Genomic DNA, 12,500 nt, shown 5'->3' with positions numbered 1-12,500 from the left:
ACAAAGTGGCGTGCGCGCCGGCCTTTCCGCACATCAACCGATGCGATGGCCCAGTGTCACTTGCTGCTGACGTACTCGGCCACCGCCGCCATCTCCAGCTCGGTCATCTTTTCCACCACCGTGTGCATGACCGCGTTGTCGTTGGTGCGTTCGCGCTTGTTGAACGACTTGAGCTGGTTGTGGATATAGCCCGAGAACTGGGTGGCCAGACGCGGCAGGTTGGCCGCGCCTTCGCCGTTCGTGCCGTGACAGCTCACGCAGGCAGGCACGCCGCTGAACTTGTTGCCGTTGTGGTAGATGTAGCGACCCATGCCGGCCAGTTGGGGATCCTTGGCCTCTTCACGCGGCAGGGACATCTTCTCGTAGTACTTGCCCAAGGCCAGCATTTCGTCGGGGGTGAGCTTGGCCACCATCTCCGACATGGCTGTGCTCTTGCGCTTGCCGGTCTTGAACGCGTCCAGCTGCTTGGCAATGTACTCGGCGTGCTGGCCGGCCAGACGCGGGAAGAGTTCGCTGGTGGATTCGCCATTGGCGCCATGACACAGGAAGCAGGATCCACCGGCGATCTTCTTGGCCCGGGCCTCGTCGGCCTGCGCGTGGACGGAGCCGGCGAAAAGCCCCGCGACCGACAGCGCGACCACCTGGAACAGCCTGGTGTGCTCAGGTTTCATTGCATAACCTCATACTGATATTTGGAGCCGGAAAAACCCCGGCCGGGGCCGGGGTGGTGCGTCATGCCAGGGTATCGGCCCAGATGTTGCGGGCCCAGGCCAGTGCATAGCGGCCTTCCAGTTCGCTGGCTGCCGACGACACACCGCCGGAACCCGGTACGGTCAGCATCGTCTTCTTCTCGGCGTCGTAGCGGTGCACGCTGGCCACGTGCACCACGTCTTCGTCGGTGACGAAGCTGTAGCAGGTGTTGGCGTAGATCGGCAGGGCCGGCGGCTCCTTGCCCTGCAGCAGCGATACCACGGCAGCGGCACAGGTCTTGCCGTGCTGGTTGGCCATGTGGCCCGATTTGGGCATGCCCGGGGCAATCTGGATGGCGTCGCCCAGCACGTGGATGTTCTTGGCCGCCTTGGACTCGAAGGTCAGGAAGTCCACCTCACACCAGCGCTTGTTGGCGGTCGCCAGGCCGGTCTTGACGGCGATGTCACCGGCCCGCATGGCCGGCACCACGTTGGCCACCGCGGCCTTGAAGTCGTCGTTGAACTCGAACTTCAGGGTGTTGGTGGCCGCGTCCACGTCGGTGACCCGGTGCTTGGGACGGTATTCGATGATGCCCTTGTAATGTTCATCCCAGGCCTTCATGAACAGGCCCTTCTTCGACTGGATGTCGTCGTTCGCGTCGAAGATCACGACCTTGCTTTTAGGCTTGGCCTTCTTGAAGTAGTTGGCCACCATGCAGGCGCGCTCATAGGGGCCGGGCGGGCAGCGGTAGGGGGCCAGAGGGATCGACAGGGCATAGACTCCACCGTCCGGCATGGCTTCAAGCTGCTTGCGCAGGGCCACGGTCTGGGCGCCAGCCTTCCAGGCGTGGAGCACCTTGTCCTTGGCCGCCTGGCTGGCCATGCCGGGCAGGGTCTCCCACATGAAGTCGATACCCGGCGAGACGATCAGGCGGTCGTAGGGCAGCTCTCCCCCGCTGGCCAGCTTGACCATCCGCTTCTCGGGGTCGATGGAGGCCACCATGTCGCGCACCAGCTTGACGCCGTGGCGCTTGGCCAGGTTGTCATAGGGGGTCGTGATATCCGCAATGGTCTTGCTGCCCTGGATGACCAGGTTGGAGATCGGGCAGGAGATGAAGGAGGGGTTCGGCTCGACCAGGGTCACGTCGATGCCGTAGTTGGAGAACATGCGCACATACTTGGCAGCGGTGGCGCCTGCATAGCCGCCGCCGACCACCACCACCTTGGCACCGCTGCCACCGGCGGCACATCCACCAAGAAGACCAAGACCGGCGACCGCAGAGCCGGCACCAAGCGTTTGAACAAACTGACGACGTTGCATGACGGGTCTCCTCATTGTTTCTTCTGGGCGGCGAAGTAGGCAGAGATCTGCGCCAGCTGCTCGTCGGTGTAGCCCTTGGACAGCTGGTGCATGATCGTGGCCGGCTTGCGACCGTTCTTGAAATCCAGCAGCTTCTGCAGCATTTCATCCTTGTCCTTGCCCGCGAGGGCTTCCATGCCCTGCAGGGCTCGGCCTTCCGTGCCATGGCAGTTGGCGCAGGCAGCGGCCCACACGCGCACCTGGTTGACCTCGGCTTGCGCCCACAGGGCGGCGGTGCCCAAGGCGCCGGCCACCAGCCATTTTTTCGTTCTCTTCATCTTCATCTCCGGATCTGTGATTGTGGAAGGACGGGGAGTGCCGCCATCAAAAACTGTAGCAGATGCGGTCTGCCACCCATCAATCAGCAATTGCTGATGCTTTGATGTATGTCAGATCGATGCTAGCAGTGGACGACAGGCTAGCCCAACGGGGCAAACCCCTAGCGGCATAGGGCCCGGTTTCCTCTCCTCTGTCAGTCACCGGTCAGGCTGCCCCTTCATGCACTTCAGGTGTGTCCACCGGGTAGCGCATGTCAGCAAATCCGAAGAATCAGGGTTTACACTAATCTATATATAGGCATTCAATCATATAGTTGATTGACCGAAATCAAGGCTTGTCCGGAGGCGGGATTGAACGAACCACAGTCTGTGTACGACTCGCTGGCGCGCTACTTCAGCGTGCTGGGTGAACCGGCGCGGCTGCGGATCCTTCACGCCCTGTGCCGGCAGGAGCGTTGCGTCAGCGAGATCCTGCGCGTGACGGGTCTGGCCCAGGCCAATGTCTCGCGTCATCTGGGACTCATGTACCAAGCGGGGCTGGTGTCGCGGCGCCGGGAAGGCACCCAGGTGTTCTACCGGGTCAGCAGTCCGGTGTACCTGGACCTGTGCCGGACGGTGCTCTCGCAGGTGTCGACCCCGGCAGACCATGATTTCGGCGATCCCTCTGTACCCACGGCTAACGACCCCTTCATCGGCCATCACAAGGAAGAAACAAGTGTCTAGAGACCTGAGCGACGTCATCGGGCGCGTCCTGCCTGCACCCGAAAACCACCTGAGTGCCGAGCACCTGGAGCAGGCCCGCAAGGCGCGGCGCAGCTTCATGGGCAAGGCTCTGGCCATGGGGGCGGGCGCGGCCGCTTCCGCCACGGCAGCGACCCGTGCGGTGGCCGCCGAGGGCGAGGACGCCATCCTCAAGCTGCCCGAACACACCACGGGCCTGGGCCTGCCGGTGGTCACCGACGGCTACGGCAAGCCCAGCAAATGGGAGGCCAACCTGCAGCGCCGCCAGAGCCCTGGCCTGACCCGGGTCAACCAGGCGTCGGTGAGCTTCACGCCCCTGCAGGGCCTGTTCGGCATCATCACGCCCAGCGGCCTGCACTTCGAGCGCCATCACCAGGGCTGGTGGGACATCGATCCGTCCAAGCACCGCCTCATGGTCAACGGCCTGGTCAAGCGTGAGCGCGTCTTCACCATGGACGACCTGATGCGCCTGCCCAGTGTCTCGCGCATTCACTTCATCGAATGCGGCGCCAACACCGCCACCGAGTGGGGCAACGTGGCGGTGCCCACGGTGCAGTACACCCACGGCATGATCAGCTGCTCGGAATTCACCGGCGTGCTGCTGTCGACCTTGCTGGAAATGTGCGGGATCGACAAGAAGAAAGCCAAATACGTGCTGGCCGAGGGTGCCGACGGTTCCTCGATGACCCGCACCATCGACATCGAGCGTGCCATGGACGACGTGATCGTGGCATGGGGCATGAACGGCGAGATGCTGCGTCCCGAGAACGGCTACCCGTTGCGTCTGGTGGTGCCCGGGATCCAGGGCGTGAGCTGGGTCAAGTACCTGCGCCGCATTGAGGTGGGCGACGAAAAATACGCCACCAAGGATGAGGCCGTCCACTACATCGACCACATGCCCGATGGGACGCACCGCCAGTACACCGGCATACAGGAGTGCAAGTCTGTCATCACCACGCCATCGGCCGGTCAGACCCTGCTGGACAAGGGTTTCTACAACGTCACCGGCCTGGCCTGGTCCGGCCGGGGTGCCATCAAGCGCGTGGACGTGAGCGTGGACGGCGGTCGCAACTGGCGCACCGCCCGCCTGGAAGGCCCGGTCCTGCCCAAGGCCATGACCCGCTTCAACATCGACTGGGTCTGGGATGGCAAGCCCGCCATTCTGCAAAGCCGCGCCATCGACAGCACCGGCTATGTGCAGCCCAAGATCAACCAGCTGCGCGCCGTGCGCGGCACTCGCTCGGTCTATCACCAGAACGCCATCCAGAGCTGGCTGGTTTCCGAAAACGGCGAAGTCTCCAACGTGCAGGTGTACTGATGAACATCGATTTCCGCAACTCCATCCGCGTCGCCGTCGCTGGTCTGGCCCTCACGGCACTGAGCGCATCCGTTCTGGCTCAAAGCAAGCCCTGGCACGACATCGGGCGTGACGCCACGCCGGCCGAAGTCAAGGCCTGGGACATCGATGTCCGTCCGGACTTCAAGGGCCTGCCCGCTGGGGCAGGTTCGGTCCAGCTCGGTGAAGAGGTCTGGATGGCCAAGTGCTCGTCCTGCCATGGCGACTTCGGTGAATCCAACGAGGTCTTCACGCCGATCATCGGCGGCACCACCAAGAAGGACATCGAGACCGGTCGCGTGGCTGCTCTGGTGGAGGGAGCGCCCTCCACGGCGCCACAGAAGACCACGATGATGAAGGTGGCCACGGTTTCGACCCTCTGGGACTACATCAACCGCGCCATGCCGTGGAACGCGCCCAAGTCGCTCAAGGCCGATGAGGTCTACGGCGTGGTGGCCTATCTGCTGAGCCTGGCTGAGGTGGTGCCCGGGGACTTTGTCCTGAGCGACAAGAACATCGCCGAGGTGCAAAAGCGCATGCCCAACCGCAACGGCATGGTCTTCTATGAGCCGATGTGGAAGGTCAACGGCAAGGGCGACGTGCAGAACGTGGCCTGCATGAAAGACTGCCCGACCGAGATGAAGATCCGTTCCTCGCTGCCGGACTTTGCGCGCGATGCGCACGGCAACATCCTGGAGCAGAACCGCGTCATCGGTCCGGTCCGCGGTGCCGACACCACCAAGCCGGCGCCCAAGGGTCCCGTGGGTTCTGCACCCGCGCCCAAGGCGGTCGTCGTGGCGGCTGCCGCCGGTGGGGCGGCCGATGTCAAGGCCAAGCTCGCCAGCAACGCCTGCACGGCCTGCCATGGTGTGACGAACAAGATCGTGGGGCCCGGCTTCAATGAGATCGCGGCCAAGCACAAGGGCAAGACCGATCTGGTGTCGTACCTGGCCGGCAAGATCAAATCGGGCGGCTCGGGTGTCTATGGTGCGGTGCCCATGCCGCCTCAACCCCAGGTCTCCGATGCCGATGCCAAGGCGATCGCCGAGTGGATCGCCGGCGGGGCCAAATGACCCGCGGAGCCGAAGGCAATCTGGCGTTACATCTGGATATCAGTAAGCACTAGTAAACCCCAGTACGATTCTTTTCAAGGAGACCTTAACCTGTGAACATGCTTTTCAAACCCGCTCTGTTGGCCGCTTCTCTGGTCTTCCTGGCTCCCATGTCGCATGCGGTGGATGCCGCAGCGGCCAAGGCGCTGGCCCAGAAGAGCGCCTGCCTGTCGTGCCACGCCGTCGACAAGAAGCTGGTGGGCCCCTCCTACAAGGATGTGGCCGCCAAGCACAAGGGCGAAGCCGGTGCGCTGGACAAGGTCGCTGCCCGCATCAAGAGTGGCGGCTCCGGCATCTACGGTCCGATCCCCATGCCGCCGCAGCCCAACCTCAAGGACGACGAGCTCAAGCTGCTTGCCGGCTGGATCTTGGCCGGCGCGCCGGACAAATAAACTTTCACCCTTTCTCACGCAAGGAGCCTCTCATGAATTCCTCCCGCCGCACCGCCCTGAAGACCACGGGCGCCTTCGCTACCCTGATTTCCCTGGGCCTCGTGACCCAGAGCCAGGCCCAGGCCGCTGTGGACCGTGCCAGCTTCCAGGTCAAGACCGTTGAAGATGCCCTCAAGGCCATCGGTGGCCAGGCCGCTTCCAGCGACCAGGTGACCGTGGTCTCGCCCGACATTGCCGAAAACGGCGCTGTCGTGCCCGTGGGCGCCACCAGCAAGCTGCCCAACACCACCGAGATCTATCTGATCGTCGAGAAGAACCCGACGCCCCTGTCGGCCGCTTTCTTCATTCCTGCGGGCACCGCTGCCGATGTGCAGACCCGCCTGAAGATGGGCCAGAGCACCAACGTCGTCGCTGTGGTCAAGGCCGACGGCAAGCTGTTCTCTGCCACGAAGGAAACCAAAGTGACGCTCGGCGGCTGCGGCGGCTGATCATCTTTGACCTTTCGACAGATACCCCCCAATTTTTCAGAGTTATCAGGAGTCCATCATGGCTGATCCGATGCGCATCCGCGCCGCCGTTGCAGGCGATGAAGTCACCGTCCGCGTGCTGATGTCCCACCCCATGGAGCCCGGCACCCGCAAGGATGCTTCCGGCAACACCATCCCCGCCCATTTCATTCAGGACGTCGAGGCCACCCACAATGGCAAGAGCGTTCTCAAGGCGATGTTCAGCGGCTCGGTGTCGCAGAACCCCTTCCTGTCCTTCAAGTTCAAGGGCGGCGCCAAGGGTGACAAGGTCGCGGTCAAGTGGGTCGACAACAAGGGCGACACCCGCACCGACGAAGCCACGATCGCCTGATCAGGCGCGTGGATTGCACGGCCAGCCACGCAAGTCGCTGGCCGTTTGGTTTTTCATCACAACGAGGAGAGCAACCGATGAAACGACACGTTCTGGCCATGGTCGCGCTGGCGGCGCTGGGGCAGGGATCTGCATGGGCACAGGGTAGTGCTGCAGACGGGATCGCCAAGTACCGCGAGATGCTGCAGGATGGCAACCCGGCTGAACTCTTCGAGATGAAGGGCGAAGAGCTCTGGAAGCAGAAGCGCGGGCCGAAGAATGTGTCGCTGGAGCAGTGTGATCTGGGCAAGGGCCCGGGTGTGCTCAAGGGCGCTTTCGTCGAGATGCCGAGGTACTTCAAGGACACCGGCAAGGTGATGGATCTGGAGACTCGCCTGATTCATTGCATGGTGACCCTTCAGGGTTTCAATGAGGCTGAGCTGTACAAAGCAGCCCCCTCGATTGGCAGGGGCGAGGGCGCCAACCTGGTGGCGATCACCACCTATGTGGCCACCCAGTCCAAGGGCATGCGCTTTGCGCTGCCCTACAACACCGCCGAAGAGAAGACCATGTACGAGGTGGGCAAGCGCCTGTTCTTTCAGCGTGGCGGCCCGCACGACTTCTCCTGCGCATCTTGTCATGGTACGGATGATGGTCGCATCCGGCTGCAGGATTTGCCCAACCTGACCAAGAACCCGGGCGACGGCATCGGCTTTGCAGCCTGGCCTGCCTACCGTGTGTCCAATTCCCAGATGTGGACCATGCAGAAGCGTCTGAATGACTGTTATCGCCAGCAGCGCTTCCCTGAGCCCAAGTTCGGCAGCGATGCAACCATTGCTCTTGGCGTCTACATGGGTGTGAATGCCAAGGGTGCCGAGTCGGCCGTACCCACCATCAAGCGCTGAAGACCACAGGAGAAGAACACATGCAGAAATCCACCATTGCCACCTTGTTGGCCGCCCCGGTGCTGGTCCTTGGCCTGAGCGCCTGCGTTTCCTCCTTGCCCTCGGCCGAGTACGACCGGATCACGGGTGATGTCGTGAAGGCATCCTTTCAGGATAAGGGCATGGCGAAAGTGGATCGCCTGGTGCAGGATGACGCCAACCGCGAATGTGCAGCCGCCCAGGTCGCAGGCAAGCCCATCGACGAAAAGCTGGCCAAGGCGATTGAAGAGGCCGAGATGAAGACCGTGAAGTGGCCCTCGGATGGCAAGTTCCTGGGCGACTGGAAGGAGGGCGAGAAAATTGCCCAGAGCGGACGCGGCCTGACCTGGAGCGACAACGAGAAAACCGTCAACGGCGGCAACTGCTACAACTGCCACCAGATCACCAAGGAGGAAATCTCCTTTGGAAACCTGGGCCCGAGCCTGTACAACTACGGCAAGCTGCGCGGCGTCTCCGACCCGAACAGCCCGGCGTCCAAGGCCATCGTCGAGTACACCTGGGGCAAGATGTGGAATTCGCGGGCCTACAACGCCTGCTCCCAGATGCCTCGGGCTGGCCACAAGGGCATTCTCAATGAGCAGCAGCTCAAGCATGTGATGGCCCTGCTGTTGGACCCGAACTCACCGGTCAACAAGTAAACGGTCATCCGGGCAGGCCTTCGGGCCTGCCCAGGTCCGCCAGGGGGCGGCGCCAGGACTAAAAAAATTTGGCGCAAGTATTAGCAATCAATTGATAAGGAATGTTCATGAGCTTCAGCCGTCGCGAATTCATGCAGGTGCTGGCCGTGGCTGGAGCCACCGGCATGGCGCTGTCCCACCAGGATGTCCTGGCCGCCAAACCGGGCGCCGGCGAGCGTCTGTATGACGTGCCGAAATTCGGCAACGTCAGCTTCCTGCACTTCACCGATTGCCACGCGCAACTCACGCCGATCTACTTCCGTGAACCCAACGTGAACCTGGGCGTGGCAGAAGCCGTGGGCCGTCCCCCGCACATCGTGGGTGAGCACCTGCTCAAGCACTTCGGTTTCAAACCGAACACGCCAGAGGCGCACGCGTTCACCTACCTGAACTTCAGCCAGGCCGCCAAGACCTACGGCAAGGTCGGCGGCTTCGCACACCTGGCCACGCTGGTCAAGCAGCTCAAGGCCAGCCGTCCGCACGCGCTGCTGCTCGATGGCGGCGACACCTGGCAGGGTTCGGCCACATCGCTGTGGACCAATGGTCAGGACATGGTCGACGCCTGCAAGCTGCTGGGTGTCAACATGATGACCCCGCACTGGGAATTCACCTTCGGTGCCAAGCGGGTGCAGGAGGTGGTGGAGAAGGATTTCAAGGGTCACATCGAATTCCTGGCCCAGAACATCAAGACCACCGACTTCGAGGACATGGTCTTCAAGCCTTACGCCATGCGCGAGATGAATGGCGTCAAGGTGGCGGTCATCGGGCAGGCGTTCCCCTACACCCCGATCGCCAACCCGCGCTACATGGTGCCAGACTGGACCTTCGGGATCCAGGACGAGAACATGCAGAAGATGGTGGACCAGGCCCGCAGCGAAGGCGCGCAGGTGGTTGTCGTCCTGTCGCACAACGGCATGGATGTGGACATCAAGATGGCTTCCCGCGTGCGCGGCATCGATGCCGTCCTGGGTGGCCACACCCACGACGGCATGCCGGCACCGGTCATCGTCAAGAACGGCGGCGGCCAGACGCTGGTGACCAACGCCGGCTCCAACAGCAAGTTCCTGGGTGTGCTGGACTTCGATGTGCGCGGTGGCAAGGTCCAGGACTTCCGCTACAAGCTGCTGCCGGTGTTCTCCAACCTGCTGCCCGCCGACAAGGAAATGCAGGCCCTCATCGACAAGGTGCGCGCGCCCTACAAGGACAAGCTCGAAGAAAAGCTGGCGGTCACCGAGGATCTGCTGTATCGCCGCGGCAACTTCAACGGTTCGTGGGATCAGCTGATCTGCGACGCGCTCATGGAGGTCAAGGGTGCCGACATGGCCTTCTCGCCCGGTGTGCGCTGGGGCACGTCACTGCTGCCGGGTGACACCATCACTTACGAACGAATGATGGACCAGATGGCGCTGACCTATCCGGCGACCACGCTCAACGAATTCAGCGGCGCGCAGATCAAGGAGATCATGGAAGATGTCTGCGACAACATCTTCAACCCCGATCCGTATTACCAGCAGGGCGGCGACATGGTGCGCGTCGGTGGCATGACCTACAGCTGCACCCCCAACGCGCCGGCCGGCCAGCGCATCAACAACATGATGCTCAAGGGCAAGCCGATCGAGGCCGACAAGAAGTACAAAGTGGCCGGCTGGGCCTCGGTCCAGGAAGGCGTGCAGGGCGAGCCGATCTGGGACGTGGTCTCGGGCTATCTGCGCAACAAGAAGGTGATCAAGGGCGTGAAAGTCAACACGCCCAAGATCATCGGCATGGAAGGCAACCCTGGCATGGTGGCCTGATTCCGTGACGGGGCAGGTCAGCCATGCCGCCGTTTGATATGCTTGCACGCATTGGCCTGCCTCTTTCTTCCCGATCCCTCCCATGACCCACAAGCTGCTCATCGCCCTTGTCGGCGCCGCCATCCTCGCTGGCTGCGCCAGTTCCAAGCCCTACTGGCACAAGCCAGGTGTCACGTCGGACGATACCTACACCCAGCTGTCGGAGTGCAAGTTCCAGGTAGGGATCAACAAGGTGTCCAAGTCCGATCAGGAGGACCTGGTGGCCCACTGCATGCGTGGCAAAGGGTTCCGCCTGCTGGCCAATCCGGACTGATGTCCTCTCACTGCCCCGCTGATCGGGGCTGAAGCCGTCATGCGACTGACCCAGTGGACCGACTACAGCCTGCGCGTGCTGATGTATTGCGCTGCCTGTCAGGAACGGGTCAAACCGCCGACGGTGGCCGAGATTGCCGAGGCGCATGGCATCTCACGCAGTCATCTGATGAAGATCGTCATGTCGCTGGCCAGCTATGGCTGGCTGGAGACGACCCGCGGACGGGGAGGCGGACTGCGACTGCTCAAGCCCGCCAGTGAGCTGCGTCTGGGCGATGTCGTTCGCCGGACGGAGTCTGACCTGATGCTGGTTGAGTGCTTCGACCCGGCGGGCAACCATTGCAAACTCGACGGGCATTGCCGGCTCAAGGGCGTCTTCAGGGAAGCCATGCAAAGCTACTTCGACACGCTGGATGCTTACACCCTGGCCGACCTGATGGTGCCGCCGACGCTGGCCCGATCTGCTGCGCTGCAACCGATCAGCCTGCAGTTGCCCAAGGTGCGCAAGTCCGTCAAGGCAGGCAAGTCGCTGACGCACTGACCCGTGGTCAGCCTGCGGCGGGTGTGGCCAGGCGCCGAGCCATGCCGGGCGACGAAAGCCACCGGCGTCCGTCGCCATTCACCAGGACGCTCTCTGTGCCCGGTAGCTTGCTCAGCATCTGCGCAGCGGCGTCCGGCCCCAGCAGCATGGCCATCGCTCCCCGGCCATTGACCTGGTTCACGTCGCGGGCCACCATAGCCACCCCCCGGACACCCTGGGCGGGCAGTCCGGTTTCCGGGTTTAGCACGTGATGGAAGTGCCGTCCATCCAGGACGAAATGACGCTCGTAGTCTCCCGAAGAAGCCACCACGCCATCGGTCAGCGACACGGTACCCAGCAAACCCGAAGGGTTCGCAGGGTCACGCAAGCCGATGCGCCAGTCGCGGCCGTCCAGCTGGCCAGTCACCAGCACATCACCCCCGCCATTGATCATCGCACCGTCCAGCCCGTGTGACTTGAGTACTCGCATGCCTGCCTCCAGGATGGGCAGTTTGGCGACACCACCCAGATCGAGCTTCATTCCTCGGCGCATCAACTGTGCCTGGCCTCTCTCGGGATCAGTGTGGAGTTGCCGGTGGTCGACCAGATGGCGCTGTTCCCGCCGCTCTTGAACAGACGGCAGTCGGGGACTGCCGGGCTTGAACGACCATCCGTCATAGGCACCGATGGTGATGTCGAAAAGTCCGCCGCTCTCCCGCGAGAGGGTCAGTGCCTGCTGCAGCACGGCCATGGTCTCCGGAGAAACATCCACCGGGTGCCGACCAGCGGCACGGTGCAGGGCGGCCACCTCGCTGTCATTCCGGTATCGGCTCATCAACCGCTCCAGCCGGGCCATTTCCGACAGTGCGAGATCCGCAGCGCGTGCCGCCAGCTTGCCTTGAGCGACGATGTCGATCTGTGTGCCCAGCAGCGGCCGCGACATGCGAACCGTGCCAGCGCGAGCCATGGCCGGGCCCAGATAGGCCGAAAGAACCAGAAGACCGGCGCCCGCCATACAGCGCCGTCGTGACAGGGGGGCTGCGGTCTGCATGGCGTCCCTTATTGCGACAGGGCCACCATGTGGTCCACCGCGGCCTTGACCTCGTCGTCGCTCAGGCTGGCACCGCCGCCGCGGGCCGGCATCATGCCTTTGGAGCCGGTATAGCCCTCGATGGCGTGCTTGTACAGCGTGTCCTTGCCTTGGGCAATGCGCGGCCCCCAGTCGGCCTTGTCGCCAGGCTTGGGTGCGCCTGCAACGCCAGCGCCATGGCAAAGGGCGCAGGTGCTGCCGTAGACCTTCTTGCCCACAGTGTTTTCGGCGACGGGGGCAGCCGCGGGGGCGGGGGCTGCAGGCGCCGCTGCAGGAGCGGACGCGGCTGCGGGAGCAGCGGCAGGCGCGGCAGATTCCTTTTGTCCGCACGCCGCCAGACCGGCGGTGAGGATCAGGGTCAGAAGAAGTGAAGAGGTTTTCATGGTGGTCATCCTTGTGGTTGGTGGGTCAGCGAACGT

At 63.0% G+C, this 12,500-nt stretch carries 16 protein-coding genes; 11 read left to right on the top strand and 5 right to left on the bottom strand.

Translation table 11 applies throughout. The annotated features are described in order from the left end of the window. Positions 1-56: 56 nt before the first annotated feature. From ACFQNJ_RS16795 to ACFQNJ_RS16785, 3 genes are all read right to left on the bottom strand, one after another. Entirely contained in the window at positions 57-671 is a 615-nt protein-coding gene (locus ACFQNJ_RS16795) for a c-type cytochrome (protein WP_382259610.1), read from the bottom strand. 61 nt (positions 672-732) lie between these two features. Then, positions 733-2,010, bottom strand: coding sequence for an FCSD flavin-binding domain-containing protein (locus ACFQNJ_RS16790; RefSeq protein WP_382259608.1), 1,278 nt, complete (start codon positions 2,008-2,010; stop codon positions 733-735). Positions 2,011-2,021: 11 nt separating this feature from the next. Then, positions 2,022-2,327, bottom strand: a complete 306-nt coding sequence (locus ACFQNJ_RS16785) for a c-type cytochrome (protein ID WP_382259606.1) — start codon at positions 2,325-2,327, stop codon at positions 2,022-2,024. A 351-nt stretch (positions 2,328-2,678) separates the two neighbouring features. On the opposite strand from ACFQNJ_RS16785, the gene ACFQNJ_RS16780 reads away from it, so the two are divergent. From ACFQNJ_RS16780 to ACFQNJ_RS16730, 11 genes are all read left to right on the top strand, one after another. Then, on the top strand, positions 2,679-3,050 hold the full coding sequence (locus ACFQNJ_RS16780) for an ArsR/SmtB family transcription factor (RefSeq protein WP_374641002.1): 372 nt from the start codon (positions 2,679-2,681) through the stop codon (positions 3,048-3,050). Next, positions 3,043-4,386: a sulfite dehydrogenase gene (gene soxC / locus ACFQNJ_RS16775; RefSeq protein ID WP_382259604.1), complete on the top strand. Its 1,344-nt coding sequence runs from the start codon at positions 3,043-3,045 to the stop codon at positions 4,384-4,386. The genes ACFQNJ_RS16780 and soxC overlap by 8 nt, the downstream gene beginning before the upstream one ends. Continuing rightward, complete coding sequence (locus ACFQNJ_RS16770; protein WP_382259602.1) at positions 4,386-5,477, top strand: c-type cytochrome; 1,092 nt, start codon at positions 4,386-4,388, stop codon at positions 5,475-5,477. Before soxC ends, ACFQNJ_RS16770 begins: the two co-directional genes overlap by 1 nt. A gap of 98 nt (positions 5,478-5,575) precedes the next feature. Further along, entirely contained in the window at positions 5,576-5,908 is a 333-nt protein-coding gene (locus ACFQNJ_RS16765; RefSeq protein WP_374641005.1) for a c-type cytochrome, read from the top strand. A 32-nt stretch (positions 5,909-5,940) separates the two neighbouring features. Further along, entirely contained in the window at positions 5,941-6,396 is a 456-nt protein-coding gene (gene soxY, locus ACFQNJ_RS16760) for a thiosulfate oxidation carrier protein SoxY (RefSeq protein ID WP_382259600.1), read from the top strand. 58 nt (positions 6,397-6,454) lie between these two features. After that, positions 6,455-6,766 carry a thiosulfate oxidation carrier complex protein SoxZ gene (soxZ, locus tag ACFQNJ_RS16755; protein ID WP_382259598.1) on the top strand — a complete coding sequence of 104 codons (312 nt, stop codon included), beginning with the start codon at positions 6,455-6,457 and terminating at the stop codon, positions 6,764-6,766. 77 nt (positions 6,767-6,843) lie between these two features. Beyond that, positions 6,844-7,650 carry a sulfur oxidation c-type cytochrome SoxA gene (gene soxA / locus ACFQNJ_RS16750; protein WP_382259596.1) on the top strand — a complete coding sequence of 269 codons (807 nt, stop codon included), beginning with the start codon at positions 6,844-6,846 and terminating at the stop codon, positions 7,648-7,650. A gap of 20 nt (positions 7,651-7,670) precedes the next feature. Then, entirely contained in the window at positions 7,671-8,327 is a 657-nt protein-coding gene (gene soxX / locus ACFQNJ_RS16745) for a sulfur oxidation c-type cytochrome SoxX (RefSeq protein ID WP_382259594.1), read from the top strand. 107 nt (positions 8,328-8,434) lie between these two features. Next, complete coding sequence (soxB, locus tag ACFQNJ_RS16740; protein WP_374641010.1) at positions 8,435-10,159, top strand: thiosulfohydrolase SoxB; 1,725 nt, start codon at positions 8,435-8,437, stop codon at positions 10,157-10,159. An 82-nt stretch (positions 10,160-10,241) separates the two neighbouring features. Beyond that, entirely contained in the window at positions 10,242-10,472 is a 231-nt protein-coding gene (locus ACFQNJ_RS16735) for a hypothetical protein (protein ID WP_382259592.1), read from the top strand. A gap of 39 nt (positions 10,473-10,511) precedes the next feature. Then, a complete protein-coding gene (locus ACFQNJ_RS16730; RefSeq protein WP_382259590.1) occupies positions 10,512-11,012 on the top strand; it encodes an RrF2 family transcriptional regulator in 501 nt (166 codons plus the stop codon). 7 nt (positions 11,013-11,019) lie between these two features. Here the strand turns inward: ACFQNJ_RS16730 and ACFQNJ_RS16725 are convergent, their stop codons facing one another. Next, the gene (locus tag ACFQNJ_RS16725; RefSeq protein WP_382259588.1) at positions 11,020-12,042 is read right to left on the bottom strand and encodes an FAD:protein FMN transferase; all 1,023 of its coding nucleotides are present in this window, start codon (positions 12,040-12,042) and stop codon (positions 11,020-11,022) included. 8 nt (positions 12,043-12,050) lie between these two features. Then, positions 12,051-12,464, bottom strand: a complete 414-nt coding sequence (locus tag ACFQNJ_RS16720) for a c-type cytochrome (RefSeq protein ID WP_374641014.1) — start codon at positions 12,462-12,464, stop codon at positions 12,051-12,053. Positions 12,465-12,500: the final 36 nt, after the last annotated feature.

The sequence above is a fragment of the Hydrogenophaga bisanensis genome, from assembly GCF_042665135.1.
In the GTDB taxonomy this organism is placed as follows: domain Bacteria; phylum Pseudomonadota; class Gammaproteobacteria; order Burkholderiales; family Burkholderiaceae_C; genus Hydrogenophaga; species Hydrogenophaga bisanensis.
Note: the sequence above shows the minus strand (reverse complement) of the source record. Positions and strands in the feature narration are given on the sequence as shown.